The following is a 15,000-nucleotide window of genomic DNA, read 5'->3' as shown; positions in this document are numbered from 1 at the left end:
CCGGCGAGGGGCAGCATCATGATAACATTCCCCACGGAACCGCTCGGGCTGCTGGCGCTGGCCGCCATCCTCGTCCCCTTCGGCGGCGCGGCGGCCATCGCGGCATCGGAGCGGGCATCGGCCAAATGGCTGTGCCAGGGCTTCGCCGCCGCCACCGTCGCAGTGATCGCCATCCTCGCGATGTCGCTGCTCGGCGACGGCAAGGTCGGCGGCACCTTCGAGCTGATCTCCTTCGGATCGGTCTCGATCCTCGGGCTGGTGGTGGACGGCGTCAGCGTGCTGATCGCGCTGGCGGTGATTTCCATCGGCCTCCTGGTGGCGATCTACTCCGCCGCCTACCTGAATGCCGGCAACCGCGAGCATCCCGACATCGGCCGGCGGCGTTTCTACGCCTTCCTGCTGGTGTTCATCGGCGCCATGACCGGGCTGGTCTTCAGCTCCACCGTGGTCGGCCAGCTCGCCTTCTTCGAGCTGACCGGCGCCTGCTCCTGGGCATTGATCGGCTATTACGAATCGCCCAAGGCGCTGCGCTCGGCGGCCAAGGCGCTGCTGGTCACCCATGTCGCCTCGCTCGGCCTCTATGTCGGGGCGGCGCTGCTGTTCCTGTCGACCGGCACCTTCGCGCTGACCGCCATCGCCGATCTGGCACCGGGGATGAAGGCGGCCGTGCTGCTGGCGATCCTGGTGGCGGCTTGGGGCAAGTCGGCCCAGCTGCCCTTCCACATGTGGCTGCCCGACGCCATGGATGCCCCGACCCCGGTCAGCGCCTACCTGCATGCGGCCTCGATGGTGAAGGTTGGCGTCTACATCTTCGCCCGCGGGCTGATGTCGGCCGGCGGCGCGCCGGAGATCGTCGGCTGGGTCGGCTCGATCATGGCGGTGCTGACGCTGGTCTACGGCTTCTTCATGTATCTGCCACAAGTCGACCTGAAGCGCCTGCTGGCCTATTCGACCATCACGCAGCTGGCCTACATCCTCCTGGCGCTGTCGCTGTCGGTCTTCGGCTCCGACCTCGCCTTCAAGGGCGCCATCGCCCACATCTTCAACCACGCCTTCGCCAAGACGCTGTTCTTCCTGGTCGCCGGTGCGCTGAGCTACACCGCCGGCACCCGGCTGCTGCCGTCGCTGCGCGGCATCTTCACCAAATCGCCGCTGCTCGGCATCGCCTTCGTCTGCGCCGCCCTGGCGATCACCGGCGTGCCGCCCTTCAACGGCTTCTTCAGCAAGTTCGCCATCTTCGCCGGCGGGTTCGAGGTCGGGGCGCATCATTGGGCGCTGATGCTGCTGGTCGTCATCGCGCTGGCGGAATCGGTCGGCTCCTTCGCCTGGTTCCTGAAATGGCTGGGCCATTCGGTGCCCGGCAAACCGTCTCCCACCATGGCGGCGGCAGCGCCGCTGCCGGCCGGCATGAAGTTCGTGCTGGCGGCCCTGGTGGTGATGACGGTGGTCTCAAGCTCCATCGCCGCCTCATGGCTCGGCTGAGGGAGGGAACGGTCATGAACGGATTTCTCATCGTAAACGGCCTGTCGGGCCTGCTGATCGTCAGCTCCCTTCTGGTCACGCTCGCCGGCAATCCGGCCAACTCCGCCCGCTTCTACGCATTGCAAAGCTTCATCCTGGTGATGCTGTTCGTGGCGCTGGCGGGGGCAACCGGGTCGGGCGAGCTGTATCTCTGGTCCTTCACCGCGCTGCTGACCAAGGTGATCCTGGTCCCGGCGATCATGTACCGCGCCTTCCGCCGGCTGAGCGATCCCGCCATCGGCACCGGTGCGGTGATGCCGACGGCGCTGTCCATCGTCGGTGCGGCGGTCGCCCTCATCCTCTGTTTCGTCGTGGCGTCCAAGGTGACGCTGCCGGCGGCGGATGCCATCAAGCCGGCGCTGGCGGTGTCGCTCGCCCTGTTCTTCATCGGCCTCGCCTGCATCGTGGCGCAGCGGAACATCCTGAAGCAGGTGTTCGGCTATTGCCTGATGGAGAACGGGTCGCACCTGACCCTGGCCCTGCTGGCCCCCAACGCACCGGAACTGGTGGAGATCGGCATCGCCACCGACGCCATCTTCGCGGTGGTGGTGATGGCGGCGCTGGGATCGCGGATCTTCGACACGCTGCACACGCTCGACGCGCGCCAGCTCACGAGCCTGAAGGGATGACCGCCATGGTACCCTCGATCCTTCCCCCACTTCTGCTGATCGGTCCGTTGGCGGTGGCGCTGTTCCTGCTGACCCTGCCCCGGTTCCGGGACTCGCTGCCCGAATCGCTGGCGACCGACAAGGGCAGCGTGGCGCTGCTGGAGCGCATCCATCTGGGCTCCGTCGGCTATGTCTTCCTGCTGAGCGTCGCGGTGCTGATCCAGGTGCTGTCGAGCGGCGCCATCTCCGCCTTCGGCGACTGGCTGTTCGTCGACGCGCTCGGCGCCGTCTTCATGATGCTGATCGGCGTGGTCGGCCTGATGACCGGCCTCTATTCCATCGCCTACCTCCGCCACGATCTGGAGTCCGGCGCCATCGACGCCGGCAAGGTCCGGATCTACTACGGCTTCTTCAGCCTGTTCCTGTTCACCATGCTGCTGGCGGTCACCGCCAACAACATCATCATGATGTGGGCGGCCATCGAAGCGACGACGCTGGGATCGGCTTTCCTGGTCGGGCTGTACGGTCAGAAATCCTCGCTGGAGGCCGCCTGGAAATACGTCATCATCTGCACGGTCGGCGTCGCCTTCGGCCTCTACGGCACGGTGCTGGTCTTCTCCAACGCCGCCGACGTGCTGGCCGACCCGCATCAGGCGGTGCTGTGGACGGCCCTGGTCGGCCATGCCGCAGAGCTGGACCCGATGCTGGTCAAGCTGGCCTTCGTCTTCGCCCTGATCGGCTTCGGCACCAAGGCCGGCATTTTCCCGATGCATGCCTGGCTGCCCGACGCCCATTCGGAAGCACCGAGCCCGGTGTCGGGCCTGCTGTCGGGCGTGCTGCTGAAATGCGCACTGCTGATCGTCATCCGCTTCTATGTCATCACCGTCGGCACGGTCGGCACCGCTTTCCCGCAGATGCTGCTGCTGACGCTGGGCCTGCTGTCGGTCGGCGTGTCGTCCCTGCTGTTCTTCGTGCAGCAGGATCTGAAACGCAAGCTGGCCTATTCCAGTATCGAGAATGTCGGGCTGATCGTCGTGGCGCTCGGCGTCGGCGGGCCGCTCGGCATCGCCGCGGCCCTGCTGCACGCCATCAACCACAGCGTCACCAAGGCCCTGTTCTTCTGCAGCGCCGGCAATGTCCTGATCAAGTACGGCACCCGCGACCTGCGGGCGGTGAAGGGCGTGCTGCGGGTGGCCCCGGCCACCGGCCTCCTCATGATGGGCTGCGCCCTGGCGCTGGCCGGCTTCCCGCCCTTCAACATCTTCGTCAGCGAATTCATGGTCTTCATGGCCGGGCTGAACGAAGGCTATGGCTGGATCATGGCGCTGTGCGCGCTCTTCCTGTGCATCACCATCGCCGGTCTGGTGAAGATCGTCGCCGACAGCGTGCTGGGCAAGAGCCCGGAGACGATGGCCAAGGGTGACGTCGGCTGGAAGGCGCTGGCCCCGCTGGGCGTGTTGGCGGTGCTGGTGCTGACGCTGGGCTTCGCTGTGCCGCAGCCGCTGTCCAATCTGGTGCAGCAGGCGACCGCGGTGGTGATGAACGGTGACAGCCGCCCGGTGGTGGCCGCCCCCTGGCAAAAATACGACGGGCAAACATACGACACGGTCCGCGCCGGCGGGCAACTGGTGACCGGCAGCCTCTCGCAGACGGAGATTTCCAAATGAACCTCATCACTCCGGTCCGGGTCGGGAGCGGCACTATCGCCTCCCTGCGCGAGAGTCTGCCCCATGCGATCCTCGATGAATCCTGGCAGACCGAGGCCCAGGTCACCATCACGGTCAAGCCGCAATCGTTGCCCGATGTGGTCGCCAGCCTCTATTACGACCACAATGGCTGGCTGTCGGTGGTCGTCGGCAACGACGAACGGCCGCTGAACGGCGCCTACGCCGTCTACTATGTCCTGTCCATGGAAGGCGCCGACAAGTGCCACGTGGTGGTGCGCTGCGAGGTGCCGGCCGATACACTGGAATACCCCTCCGTCACCCCGCGGGTGCCCGCCTGCGTCTGGGGCGAGCGCGAGGTACGCGACATGTTCGGCCTGCGCCCGGTCGGTCTGCCGGACGAACGCCGCCTCGTCCTGCCCGACGACTGGCCGGACGAGCTGTATCCGCTGCGCAAGGATTCGATGGACTACCGGCTGCGGCCGGCGCCGACCAGCGACGACGAGACCTACCAGTTCATCAACGAGGCCAAGCAGGAGACCCGCGTCGTCCCGCTGGGGCCGCTGCACATCACCTCCGACGAGCCCGGCCATTTCCGCCTGTTCGTCGACGGCGAGGACATCATCGACGCCGATTACCGCATGTTCTACGTCCACCGTGGCATGGAGAAGGTGGCCGAGACGCGGATGGGCTACAATGACGTGATCTTCCTGGCCGACCGCGTCTGCGGCATCTGCGGCTACGCCCACAGCGTCGCCTATGCCAATTCGGTGGAGAACGCGCTGGGCATCACGGTGCCGCCGCGAGCCCAGGCCATCCGCTCCATCCTGCTGGAGACGGAGCGGATGCACAGCCATCTGCTGAATCTCGGCCTCGTCTGCCATTTCATCGGCTTCGACACCGGCTTCATGCAGTTCTTCCGCGTGCGCGAGAAGGCGATGACGCTGGCCGAACTGCTGACCGGCGCGCGCAAGACCTACGCGCTGAACCTGATCGGCGGCGTGCGCCGCGACATCCTGGGCGACCAGCAGGCCAGGACCCGCGAACTGGTCGCCGAGCTGCGCGACGACGTGACCCGGCTGGTCGACGTGCTGCTGTCCACCGCCAACGTCAGCGGCCGCGTCAAGGGTGTCGGCCGGCTCGACCCGCAGGTCGCCCGCGACTACAGCCCGGTCGGGCCGGTGGTGCGCGGTAGCGGCCACCGCCGCGACACCCGCGCCGACCATGCCTTCGCCGGCTACAAGCTGCTCGACATGCCGGTGCATGTCGAACAGGGCTGCGACGTGCTGTCCCGCACGCTGGTACGGGTGGCGGAGTTCTTCGACAGCCTGTGGATCATCGAACAGCTGCTGGACAAGGCTCCGGCCGGGCCGGTGCTGACCGAGGATTTCACCTATGTTCCGCACAAGTTCGCGCTCGGCTTCACCGAGGCGCCGCGCGGCGAGGACATCCACTGGTCGATGACCGGCGACAACCAGAAACTCTACCGCTGGCGCTGCCGCGCCTCGACCTACAACAACTGGCCGGTGCTGCGCTACATGCTGCGCGGCAATACGGTGTCGGACGCCCCGCTGATCGTGGGCAGCATCGACCCCTGCTATTCCTGCACCGACCGCGTGACCGTGGTGGACGTGCGCAAAAAGCGCTCCAAGACCATCGCCTACAAGGAGATGGAGCGCTACTGCCGCGAACGCACGGATTCACCGCTGAAGTGACGGGGGCCAGAGATGCTCAAGCTACTCAAGGAAATCTTCCGCACGGGCGAGGCGACGGTCAAATACCCCTTCGCCCCGATGCCGGTCTGCAAGGACTTCCGCGGCAAGCCGGAACACAAGGCGGAGGATTGCATCGCCTGCGCGGCCTGCACCGTCGCCTGTCCGGCCAACGCCATCGGGATGGAGACTGACACCGCCGCCGGCAGCCGCACCTGGGCGATCAATTACGGCCGCTGCGTCTTCTGCGGCCGCTGCGAGGAATCCTGCCCGACCGGCGCCATCCGTCTGTCCGACGATTTCGAGCTGGCGGTCGGCAGCAAGGCCGACCTGACGCGCAAGGCGGTCTTTACGCTGGCCGACTGCGCCTGCTGCGGCAAGCCCTTCGCTCCGGCCAAGGAGGTCGATTACGTCGCCCGCCTGCTGAGCCAGTCGGCCCGCAGTGCGGAAGAGGCGGACCGGTTGCGCCTGACCGTCTCGACCTGCCCGGCCTGCAAGCGCGCCCAGGATGTCCACCAGATCGCCGGCATGGGGATCGCCCTGCAGATGGAAGCCGGAAAACCGGTCAAGGAACTGGAGACCACGCCATGAACGTCCCCGTAGACCCCAAGACCCTGGTGGCGGAGATGTCTCCGGTCTCCACCAGCGAACAGATCGCGTCGATGAAGAAGGCGCTGCTGAAGACCATCCAGCGCTCCGCCTACGTCTATCGCGTCGATTGCGGCGGCTGCAACGGGTGCGAGATCGAGATCTTCTCGTCCATCACCCCGGTGTTCGATGCCGAGCGCTTCGGCATCAAGGTGGTGGCCTCGCCGCGCCATGCCGACATCCTGCTGTTCACCGGGGCGGTGACCCGCTCCATGCGGATGCCGGCGCTGCGCGCCTTTGAGGCGGCTCCCGACCCTAAGATCGTGGTGTCCTACGGCGCTTGCGGCTGCACCGGCGGAATCTTCCACGACCTCTACTGCGTCTGGGGCGGCACCGACAACATTGTGCCGGTGGACGTCTACATCCCCGGCTGCCCGCCGACGCCGGCTGCGACCATCCACGGTTTCGCCGTGGCGCTGGGCCTGCTGGAGCAGAAGCTGAAGGCCGAGACCCATGTCGAGCTCGCCGGTGAGGCCGCCGCCCTGCCCCATCCCGACATCCCCTATGCGCTCCGCGTCCGGCTGGAGCGCGAGGCGCGGCGGATGGCCGGCTACCGCCAGGGCCGCGACATCGCCGAGGAGTTCATGGCCCTGCTGGAGGGGCGGGCCCACACGCCCGGTTCCTTCACCCTGCTCGAATGCATGATGGAAGCCATCGCCGAGGAGCGCGATCCGCGCCGTGCCGAAATCATCGGCCGTCTGGCCGAGGTGGTGCAGCAGGCCATCCGGGGAGAGGCACCATGACCATGCCCGCACAGGCCGATCCCGCCTCCATCCCCGGCCTGTGCGCCGGCCGGGGTGCGGCGCCGGAGGTGGTCTTCTATCAGCTGAACGCCAAGGTGCTGGAGCGGAAGGATGACATTCCCGAAGATGCGAAGCAGGTGGTCTATTATTCGCTGGCCATCGGGCATCACATCGGCGTGTTCGACTGTTTCAAGCCGGCCTTCCGCTGCACCACCACGGTGTTCGACCGCGTTCTCGACGCGCTGAAGGACAGCGAGGAGGCGCATCGCAAGTTGTCGGGCCTGCTGCGCTTCGGCGAGATCACGGTGGACAGCACCCACATCCGGCCGCTGATGACGGCGGTCGAGGCGGCGCTGCCCACCGCGCCGCCCGACGTGGCGGCGTGGCTCGACCGGCTGCGCACGGCGCTGGACGCCATCCGGCGCGAACCCGCGATCTATCTGATGGGGAGACGGCTGTCATGACCGATGTCGTATTTACGGTTGGCAATGTCCTGCGCGGCGACGACGGCGCCGGCCCGCTGCTGGCCCAGCTGCTCGACGAGCAGCCGGCCCCCGGCTGGATCGTGGTGGACGGCGAGGATGTCCCGGAGAACCACACCCACCACATCCGCTCGCTGGCGCCGCACCGGGTGCTGATCGTCGATGCCGCCGACATGGAGTTGCCGCCGGGCGAGGTCCGCCTGATCGAGGAGGACAGCGTCGCCGAGCAGTTCATGGTCACCACCCACGCCATCCCGCTGAACTTCCTGATCGACAGCCTGCGGGAGACCGTGCCGGAGATCCTGTTTCTCGGCATCCAGCCGCAGGACACCAGCTTCTTCGCGCCGGTCACACCCACCATCCGCAACTCCGTGGAGGCGGTTCACGAACGGCTCGTCCGCGGCGAGGGATTCGAGGCCTACGAGACGGTGGGCTGACCGGTCAGGGTGATCCGGCATTCTCGGCAACTCAAGATTCGCAATTCAAGACAGGTGGAGGAATTTCGCCATGGGTGATCCTGCATCGAAAGACACACCGGTTCTCGGCATGGATGCCTACTCGCCCGCCGAGATTCAGGACAAGGTCGAAAAGCTGGGGGTAAAAAAGGCGACGATGCCCTTCCTGCCCAGCTTCATGCTGGCGGTGGTCGCCGGCGGCGGCATCGGGTTGGGCGGCATGTTCTTCGTCATCGTGCTGGCCGACACCGCGCTGAGCTTTGCCGTCCAGCGCATATTGGGCGGGCTGGTCTTCTCGCTCGGCCTTGCCATCGTCATGGTCGGCGGGGCGGAGCTGTTCACCGGCAATTGCCTGATCGTGATGGCGCGGGCCAACGGCCAGATCAACACGGCGCAGGTGCTGCGCAACTGGGCGACGATCTGGATCGGCAATGCGGTCGGGTCGATGGGCCTCGTGTTCCTCATCTACATGTCGCATCACACCGAGATGAACAATGGTGCGGTCGGAGCCGCGGTGCTGAAGCTCGCCATCGGCAAGATCGCGCCGGATGCGGTGACGATCTTCTTCAAGGGCATCCTGTGCAACCTGCTGGTCTGCCTCGCCGTGTGGCTCGCCTATGCCGGCCGGACGGTGACCGACAAGATCGTGGCGCTGACCCTGCCTGTTGCCGCCTTTGTCGCCGCCGGCTTCGAGCACTGCATCGCCAACCTGTATTTCCTGCCGCTGGCCTATCTGCTGAAGATGACGGGCCATGTGCCGGCCGGGCTGGACGTGTCGACGATCACGGCGGGTGGAATCCTGCACAACCTGCTGTTCGCCACGCTGGGCAATATCGTCGGCGGCTCGGTGTTCGTCGGCGGCATCTATTGGCTGATCTACCGCAAGGGCCTTGGCGGTCTGACCCCGCTGCCGTCGCAAAAGCCGCTGCCGTCGATGGGGCAGCCGGCGGCGACCCACTGAAAATATGGCACACGCAAAAGAAAAGCCTGCGGGCCGGCGATAAACCGGCCCGCAGGCTTTTCGGTTCGGATCAGACGGTCGTCACAACCCGCGACGGAACGGCGTAGACGGTGAGGCGGCCTTGCCGCACGAAGGCGACGACACCCACTCCCACCGCTTCGGCGAAGCCGATGCACAGCGAGGTCGGGGCGGAGATGGCGGCGATCAGTGGAATGCCGGCCGCAGCCGTCTTGTGGACCATTTCGAAGGAACAGCGGCTCGACACCACGACGAAGCCGCCGGTGGAATCGATCCGGTCACGGGCGAGCGCGCCGATCAGCTTGTCGAGCGCATTGTGCCGGCCGACATCCTCACGCACCGCCACCAACTCGCCATCGGGGCGGGCAAAGCCGGCGGCATGGACGGCCCCGGTCTCCCGGTTCAGGCTCTGGCCCGCCGGCAACGCCGCCATGGCGCGGCTGATCGCGTCCGGTTCGATGCAGGCGGCGGAGCGGACCGGATCGAGCGGTCTCAGGGTTTCGGCGAAACTGTCGGTGCCGCAACGGCCGCAGCCGGACCCGCCCATCAGGTTCCGCTTGCGACGAAGCAGGGCGGCCAGCCGCTCCACCGGCAACTGCATGCGGATGCGGACGCCGTCCGCCAGCTCATCAATGGCGGTGACGGCCAATTCGTCGGCGCTGCCGACGATCCCCTCGCTGAGGGAAAAGCCGGTGGCGAAATCCTCCAGGTCGGTGGGTGTCGCCAGCATGACGGCGAAAAGATCGTCGGCGTAGACGAGCCCGACCGGCACCTCGTCGACGATCTTCTCTTCCCGTCGGTCGAAGCCGGACTCCGTGCGGACAATCGCCTGCACATGCCGGATTCCCCGGTGGGAAAGCGGTTGAGCCAGGGAAAGTGTGGCGAACGGCGGGGCGGTACAGGCGGTTGCATGTTCCATGATATGGCCCGAACCCTGGCTGTGGCGAGTTTGTGGACGATGGAGTGCGGGCGCCGGCTGGACGGTCCGTCATGGTCTGCCGTCGGCGCGGCCGGCCCTGGAGCATCGAACCCGGCCGCAAGGTCAGCCAAGCACCCGCTGCCCGATTCTGTATCAAGTCGCCGCAGAACGACATGCGGCATTCCGGCTCATTGGAAATATTTGACAATCATCTTTGAATAAATTCTGGTTATCGCACCATAGAATTCCTTTATCGATCAGTCTTATTCTATGAAACAGGTATTTCCTGATTTATAGTTTGCAGCGGTCAATTGGCGGTGATATGCCTTGGAGGTCTCTTGAACCGATGCGTTTTCCGCTCGGCACTTCCGGCTCCCATCGTGGAGAAGGACGATGCATGAACTCTCATTGTGCGAACGCTTGATCGAGTTGCTGCAGGAGGAATCGCAGCGCCACGCCTTTCATCGGGTCACGCGGATCCGGTTGGCGGTGGGGCGGTTCGCCTGCGTCGATCCGGAGGCCCTTCGCTTCGCCTTCGACGTGGTCAGGCGCGAGACCTTGGCCGAGGGAGCGACGGTGGACATTCAACAGCCGCCCGGTTTGGTCTGGTGTGAAGACTGCTCCAGCGAGAGAGAGGTTCCGACGCGCCTCTCCCCCTGCCCGATCTGCGGCGGCCTGCGCCTGTCCCCCCGCGGCGGCGACGACCTGACGCTGGTCGAACTGGAAGTGGCGTAACCGCGGCGAGAAGGAGCCCGACCATGTGCCTGGGAGTACCGGCCAGAATCATCGCCATCGCCGATGCGCGGCGGATGCTCGCTGTCGCCGAGATCCTGGGCGAAAGACGGGAAATCAACCTGTCCTGCATCGCAGAAGCGGGCGACGACATGAACGGTCAGATCGGCCAATGGGTCCTGGTCCATCTTGGCTTCGCACTTTCCCGCGTCGAGGAAGCAGACGCACTGGTCACCCTCGATCTGCTTCGCCAGGTCGATGAGGCAGAGGCCGGGCGAGGGCACCTGAAGGCCTCCCTGCTCGCCTGACCCGGGCGACGTGGCCGGCCGAACCCCACGAGGAGATCGTTCCGATGAACAGGTTGCTATCCGCCGGCCTCGCCGGCGTTCTGGCGGCGACGCTGGCTCTGCCGGCCGCTGCACACACCGGCAATGCCGGCGACGCGATGTTCCTTCAGGGGGTGCTTCATCCGCTGACCGGCATCGACCATTTGCTGACGATGGTGGCGGTCGGCATCTGGGCGGCGCAGAACGGTGGCCGCGCGATCTGGATACTGCCGGCCGCCTTCATCGCCATGCTGTCCGGCGGTGCCGCGCTTGGGATCGCGGGGATCGAACTGCCAGCGGTGGAGGCCGGAATCGCCGCCTCGGTGGCGGTGCTCGGACTGCTGGTGCTGCTGAACAGGCAGGTGCCGGTCGCCGTCGCCGCGATCCTGGTCGGCGCTTTCGCGGTCCTGCATGGCCATGCCCATGGCACCGAGATGCCGCAGACCGCTGAGCCGCTCCTTTACGGGCTTGGCTTCGTTCTTTCCACCGGGATGCTGCACGGTGCCGGCATCGCCATGGGTCTGGCTCGCCATATTCCACGCAGGCTGCTGGCATCGTGGATGCGGCGGCAGCCGGACTCGTCAACGTCGTCAGGTCGCTGCTGACGGGATTGGCCGGTCCCCGACTCTCGCCGACCAAACCAGACATGCGAACGCCCCGGTTCGATGGAGCCGGGGCGTTCGGTTTTGTCGATTGCAAGAACGGGCAATCGCGATCCCTGGCCTTCACACGATGAAATGGCCGGGATGGCTGTAGACCACGATGCGCTCGTCACGGGCGAACCCCGCCAACGTCAATCCGCACCCGTCCGCCAGCCACACGGCCAGCGCGGTCGGAGCGGAGATGGCCACCAGACATCCAATTCCGGCGACCGCCGCCTTCTGGACCATTTCGAAGCTGGCCCGGCTGGAGGTCAGGATGAAGCCTTCGGTGGCGTCGATTTCCGTGCGGGCCATCCAGCCGATCAGCTTGTCGAGCGCGTTGTGCCGGCCGACATCTTCACGGATCGCTTCGATGGCGCCCGACCGATCGACCCAGGCGACGCCATGGACGGCGCCCGTCAGACGGTGCAGGCGCTGGTGCTCGGCGAAGTCGGCAAGCGCGCGCGTCACGGCGCCGACCGGCACGGGTGCGCCGCGCACCACCCTGCCCTTGACACGTGCCACCGCCTCCAGCTTCTCCACCCCGCACAGGCCGCAGCCGGTGCGCGCGGTCATGCTGCGGCGGCGGTCCTTCAAGGCCATGAAACGCTCCAGCGGGATGTCCATATGGACCTCCAGCCCGTCGCAGCCCTCCCTGACGGCGATGTCGAACAGCTCGTCCGGACCGGCCAGGATGCCCTCCGACAGGCTGAAGCCCAGCCCCAGATCGTCCAGATTCTCGGGCGAGGCCAGCATCACCGCATGGGAAATGCGGTTGTAGACCAGCGCGACCGGGACCTCCTCGACCACAAGGTCGTCGCAGGCCTCCGCCCGTCCCTGCTCCAGCCGCAGGACGGCGGTGCGGTGGACGGTTGGAAAGGCGGTCCCGTCCGAAGGATCGGTCGGCATGTCGAGCGGCATGTCAGTCTCCTAGGGCTCAGACCTTCTTGCCCGTGGTCTCGCGATACCAGCGCGGATGGTGCTTCCTGGCCCAGCCATGGGTAACAACGCCTTCGACCATCGCGCGGATCGTGCCCTGAACCCAAAGCGCCGCATAGACATGCACGATGATCGAGGAGATCAGCACCACCGCGCTCGTCGCATGGACCAGCAAGGCGATGTCGAGGATGATCAGATCGACACAGTGCCGTTCGAGATGAAGCGCCGCGTCCTCGGCGCTGCCCGTCGTGGTGACGCGCCAGCCGCGCCGCTCCAGGCTGCGCGACAGGAAATTGCGGATGCCTTCCTCGTCATCGACGATCAGCACGGACGGCGCGGTTGCCGGCTCCTCCGCTGCGGCCGCGGACGGGATGGCCGCGTCATCAAGCGGCGGAGAGTTGGTTGGCATTCTGGGCTTCAGCGGAGTATCGGACAGGGGTATGACCGCCCGATCATAACGAATGTCCACACTGTTTCCAGTGATAAGCGGCAATCTGCCGCTGCCGCCTCCCGGTTGGGTTAACAAATCACTACCGCTTTGATTGCGGCGGTCCTGTCTACGGCACACGGTTGGCAAGAAAAACCGTTTGTTTGGACACGAACTATTGTCTATCATAATTCAGTCAATGCAATCGTATAGCAATTAATAGGGCTGGGGTTTCCTGCTCCCGTTGCCACCGGTTGCCTTGGGCAGAAAGCCCCCGATCCACTCCATAGTCCTTGGAAAGAGACATCCCATGGCCCTGCACGCCTGGTTTTCCGATCGGAAACTGGTTCACAAGCTGCTCATCCCGGCGGTCCTGCTGCTTGCCGTCATGGGCAGCGTGGTTTGGACGGCCAGATCGGCACTGGTCGACCTGACCGCCTCCACGAGCCGGGTGACCGATGTGGTGGCCGGGCGGCTGTCGGCGGCGCTGGCGATCCAATCGGCCATGGGCGATGCGATGGACGCGGAATCCAACGCGCTGGTCGCCGGCACGCGCGAGCGCATCGACGCCGCCTTCGCGAGCTACAAGGACAACATCGGCAAGGCGCTGACCGCCATCGACCGGCTGGCCGCGGCCTACGACGCCCCGGCCGACCGCGAGGCGATCTCCGGGATCAAATCCATCGTCGGCGAATATGAACGGGTGTCGCAGAAGGCAGTCGAGCTGGCGCGGGCCTATGACACCGACAGCGCGATCCGCGTGTCGATCGATGTCGGCCGTCCGGTCCGGCAGAAGCTGAACGCGGCGCTGTCGGAGCGGGTGGAGCACAGCCTGGGGGAGACCAAGCGCGCCGAGGACCGGGCGCTGGCGCTGTCCTCCAGCGTCATGACCCGCCTGTACGGCGTCGCCGGTGTCGGCCTGCTGGTCGCCTTCGGCCTGTTCGGCTCCATCATCGTGGTCTTCGTCGTCCGGCCGCTGCACCGGCTGGTCGCCGACATGACCGCCATCGCCGACGGCAATCTCGCCGTCGACATCCAGGGCGCCGGCCGCAAGGACGAGGTCGGGCTGCTCGCCCGCGCGTTGCAGGTGTTCAAGAGCAACGGCCTCGCCATGCGCAGCCTGCAGGAGGAGCGCGAGGCGCAGAAGCTGCAGGCGGAACGCGACCGGCAGGCCGGCATGCGGGCGCTGGCCGACCGCTTCGACGCCGATGTGCAGGACGTGGTGCAGGCGGTGGCGACGGCAGCCCGCCATCTGCGCGGCAATGCCGAGACCATGACCGCCATCGCCTCGCAGACGACGGAACAGGCGGCGACCGTCGCCGCCACCACGGCGCAGTCCTCCGCCAACGTCGCCACCGTCGCGGCGGCGTCGGAACAGCTGGGAAGCTCCATCGGCGAGATCGGCCGGCAGGTCAACGCCGCCGCCGCCATCGCCCGCAACGCGGTGCAGGAAGGCGAGCGGACCAACGCGTTGGTCGCCCGGCTGGTCGAGGCCGCCCAGCGGATCGGCGATGTGGTCAGCCTGATCCAGAACATCGCCAGCCAGACCAACCTTCTCGCCCTCAACGCCACCATCGAGGCAGCGCGGGCGGGCGAGGCGGGCAAGGGCTTCGCCGTCGTGGCGCAGGAGGTGAAGGCGCTCGCCACCCAGACCGCCCAGGCGACCGAGGAGATCGGCAGCCAGATCGCTGAAATCCAGACGGTGACCGACGGGACGGTGACGGCGATCCAGACCATCGGCCGCACCATCAACGACGTCGATTCCATCGCCGGCGCCATCGCCGCGGCGGTGGAGCAGCAGACCGCCGCCACCCAGGAGATCGGCCGCAACATCCAGCAGGCAGCCCAGGGAACCCAGCTGGTGACCGGCAACATCGCCGAGGTCAGCAGCTCCGCCGGACAGGTCGGACAGGCGGCCTCGGAGGTGCTGGGCGCCGCCGACAGCCTGTCGCACGATTCCGACCGGCTGCGCGAGCGGATCCAGGCCTTCATCGGAGAGGTCCGCGCAGCCTGACGCGACCAGCCGCATCGGGGCCGGATGGAACGGATGGAACGCTATGGAACGGTTTTCCGGCCCTTGGACCGCCCCCCGAAGTTGAGACGCTTGTTAAATTGTTCCGGATTGGTCAGGCCACCAGGGCCGGGCGGCCGCCCGGCCCTGGTGGCGGGAAATTTTCCTCGAACTCGACCGGTGGGCTGTAGGC

At 66.4% G+C, this 15,000-nt stretch carries 16 protein-coding genes; 13 read left to right on the top strand and 3 right to left on the bottom strand.

The genetic code is table 11. The annotated features are described in order from the left end of the window. The first annotated feature begins 18 nt into the window (after positions 1-18). The 9 genes from GBZ48_RS17095 to GBZ48_RS17055 all read left to right on the top strand — a co-directional run bounded on the left by GBZ48_RS17095 (position 19) and on the right by GBZ48_RS17055 (position 8,794). Positions 19-1,482 carry a hydrogenase 4 subunit D gene (locus GBZ48_RS17095; protein WP_174472097.1) on the top strand — a complete coding sequence of 488 codons (1,464 nt, stop codon included), beginning with the start codon at positions 19-21 and terminating at the stop codon, positions 1,480-1,482. A gap of 14 nt (positions 1,483-1,496) precedes the next feature. Further along, complete coding sequence (hyfE, locus tag GBZ48_RS17090; RefSeq protein ID WP_042694840.1) at positions 1,497-2,150, top strand: hydrogenase 4 membrane subunit; 654 nt, start codon at positions 1,497-1,499, stop codon at positions 2,148-2,150. 5 nt (positions 2,151-2,155) lie between these two features. Further along, a complete protein-coding gene (locus GBZ48_RS17085; protein WP_246307257.1) occupies positions 2,156-3,796 on the top strand; it encodes a hydrogenase 4 subunit F in 1,641 nt (546 codons plus the stop codon). Next, positions 3,793-5,508, top strand: coding sequence for a hydrogenase large subunit (locus GBZ48_RS17080; RefSeq protein WP_174472095.1), 1,716 nt, complete (start codon positions 3,793-3,795; stop codon positions 5,506-5,508). The genes GBZ48_RS17085 and GBZ48_RS17080 overlap by 4 nt, the downstream gene beginning before the upstream one ends. A gap of 12 nt (positions 5,509-5,520) precedes the next feature. Beyond that, entirely contained in the window at positions 5,521-6,096 is a 576-nt protein-coding gene (locus GBZ48_RS17075) for a formate hydrogenlyase complex iron-sulfur subunit (RefSeq protein ID WP_174472094.1), read from the top strand. After that, positions 6,093-6,896: an NADH-quinone oxidoreductase subunit B family protein gene (locus tag GBZ48_RS17070; protein WP_174472093.1), complete on the top strand. Its 804-nt coding sequence runs from the start codon at positions 6,093-6,095 to the stop codon at positions 6,894-6,896. The genes GBZ48_RS17075 and GBZ48_RS17070 overlap by 4 nt, the downstream gene beginning before the upstream one ends. Then, on the top strand, positions 6,893-7,360 hold the full coding sequence (locus GBZ48_RS17065) for a formate hydrogenlyase maturation HycH family protein (protein ID WP_174472092.1): 468 nt from the start codon (positions 6,893-6,895) through the stop codon (positions 7,358-7,360). The genes GBZ48_RS17070 and GBZ48_RS17065 overlap by 4 nt, the downstream gene beginning before the upstream one ends. Further along, positions 7,357-7,815 carry a hydrogenase maturation peptidase HycI gene (hycI, locus tag GBZ48_RS17060; RefSeq protein WP_174472091.1) on the top strand — a complete coding sequence of 153 codons (459 nt, stop codon included), beginning with the start codon at positions 7,357-7,359 and terminating at the stop codon, positions 7,813-7,815. The genes GBZ48_RS17065 and hycI overlap by 4 nt, the downstream gene beginning before the upstream one ends. Before the next feature lie 70 nt (positions 7,816-7,885). Beyond that, complete coding sequence (locus GBZ48_RS17055; RefSeq protein ID WP_174472090.1) at positions 7,886-8,794, top strand: formate/nitrite transporter family protein; 909 nt, start codon at positions 7,886-7,888, stop codon at positions 8,792-8,794. Positions 8,795-8,864: 70 nt separating this feature from the next. On the opposite strand, the gene fdhD (GBZ48_RS17050) is transcribed toward GBZ48_RS17055, so the two are convergent. Then, positions 8,865-9,647 carry a formate dehydrogenase accessory sulfurtransferase FdhD gene (gene fdhD / locus GBZ48_RS17050; RefSeq protein ID WP_343049572.1) on the bottom strand — a complete coding sequence of 261 codons (783 nt, stop codon included), beginning with the start codon at positions 9,645-9,647 and terminating at the stop codon, positions 8,865-8,867. Between the two features lie 477 nt (positions 9,648-10,124). Between fdhD (GBZ48_RS17050) and hypA the strand changes: the two genes are divergently transcribed. From hypA to GBZ48_RS17035, 3 genes are read left to right on the top strand one after another with little or no spacing between them, the layout of a single operon-like run. Then, positions 10,125-10,466, top strand: coding sequence for a hydrogenase maturation nickel metallochaperone HypA (gene hypA, locus GBZ48_RS17045; RefSeq protein ID WP_174472088.1), 342 nt, complete (start codon positions 10,125-10,127; stop codon positions 10,464-10,466). 23 nt (positions 10,467-10,489) lie between these two features. After that, a complete protein-coding gene (locus GBZ48_RS17040; protein WP_174472087.1) occupies positions 10,490-10,771 on the top strand; it encodes a HypC/HybG/HupF family hydrogenase formation chaperone in 282 nt (93 codons plus the stop codon). Between the two features lie 44 nt (positions 10,772-10,815). After that, positions 10,816-11,394, top strand: a complete 579-nt coding sequence (locus GBZ48_RS17035) for a HupE/UreJ family protein (protein WP_209798418.1) — start codon at positions 10,816-10,818, stop codon at positions 11,392-11,394. Positions 11,395-11,514: 120 nt separating this feature from the next. Here GBZ48_RS17035 and fdhD (GBZ48_RS17030) read toward each other — a convergent pair whose 3' ends face one another. Beyond that, positions 11,515-12,351, bottom strand: a complete 837-nt coding sequence (fdhD, locus tag GBZ48_RS17030; protein WP_246307256.1) for a formate dehydrogenase accessory sulfurtransferase FdhD — start codon at positions 12,349-12,351, stop codon at positions 11,515-11,517. A gap of 16 nt (positions 12,352-12,367) precedes the next feature. After that, entirely contained in the window at positions 12,368-12,838 is a 471-nt protein-coding gene (locus GBZ48_RS17025) for a response regulator (RefSeq protein WP_343049571.1), read from the bottom strand. Between the two features lie 268 nt (positions 12,839-13,106). Between GBZ48_RS17025 and GBZ48_RS17020 the strand changes: the two genes are divergently transcribed. Then, positions 13,107-14,810, top strand: a complete 1,704-nt coding sequence (locus GBZ48_RS17020; RefSeq protein ID WP_174472086.1) for a methyl-accepting chemotaxis protein — start codon at positions 13,107-13,109, stop codon at positions 14,808-14,810. The last annotated feature ends 190 nt before the right edge of the window (positions 14,811-15,000 follow it).

The sequence above is a fragment of the Azospirillum melinis genome (assembly GCF_013340935.1).
Taxonomy (GTDB): domain Bacteria; phylum Pseudomonadota; class Alphaproteobacteria; order Azospirillales; family Azospirillaceae; genus Azospirillum; species Azospirillum melinis.
This window is presented reverse-complemented; position numbering and strand designations above follow the sequence as displayed.

Excerpts from the sequence above, each read along its gene's own strand:
- hyfE (WP_042694840.1), top strand. The coding sequence starts at position 1,497 with ATGAACGGATTTCTCATCGTAAACGGCCTGTCGGGCCTGCTGATCGTC.
- GBZ48_RS17065 (WP_174472092.1), top strand. The coding sequence starts at position 6,893 with ATGACCATGCCCGCACAGGCCGATCCCGCCTCCATCCCCGGCCTGTGC.
- GBZ48_RS17085 (WP_246307257.1), top strand. The coding sequence starts at position 2,156 with ATGGTACCCTCGATCCTTCCCCCACTTCTGCTGATCGGTCCGTTGGCG.
- GBZ48_RS17020 (WP_174472086.1), top strand. The coding sequence starts at position 13,107 with ATGGCCCTGCACGCCTGGTTTTCCGATCGGAAACTGGTTCACAAGCTG.
- GBZ48_RS17055 (WP_174472090.1), top strand. The coding sequence starts at position 7,886 with ATGGGTGATCCTGCATCGAAAGACACACCGGTTCTCGGCATGGATGCC.
- GBZ48_RS17080 (WP_174472095.1), top strand. The coding sequence starts at position 3,793 with ATGAACCTCATCACTCCGGTCCGGGTCGGGAGCGGCACTATCGCCTCC.
- GBZ48_RS17075 (WP_174472094.1), top strand. The coding sequence starts at position 5,521 with ATGCTCAAGCTACTCAAGGAAATCTTCCGCACGGGCGAGGCGACGGTC.
- hycI (WP_174472091.1), top strand. The coding sequence starts at position 7,357 with ATGACCGATGTCGTATTTACGGTTGGCAATGTCCTGCGCGGCGACGAC.
- hypA (WP_174472088.1), top strand. The coding sequence starts at position 10,125 with ATGCATGAACTCTCATTGTGCGAACGCTTGATCGAGTTGCTGCAGGAG.
- GBZ48_RS17070 (WP_174472093.1), top strand. The coding sequence starts at position 6,093 with ATGAACGTCCCCGTAGACCCCAAGACCCTGGTGGCGGAGATGTCTCCG.
- GBZ48_RS17095 (WP_174472097.1), top strand. The coding sequence starts at position 19 with ATGATAACATTCCCCACGGAACCGCTCGGGCTGCTGGCGCTGGCCGCC.
- GBZ48_RS17035 (WP_209798418.1), top strand. The coding sequence starts at position 10,816 with ATGAACAGGTTGCTATCCGCCGGCCTCGCCGGCGTTCTGGCGGCGACG.
- GBZ48_RS17040 (WP_174472087.1), top strand. The coding sequence starts at position 10,490 with ATGTGCCTGGGAGTACCGGCCAGAATCATCGCCATCGCCGATGCGCGG.
- fdhD (WP_246307256.1), bottom strand. The coding sequence starts at position 12,351 with ATGCCGCTCGACATGCCGACCGATCCTTCGGACGGGACCGCCTTTCCA.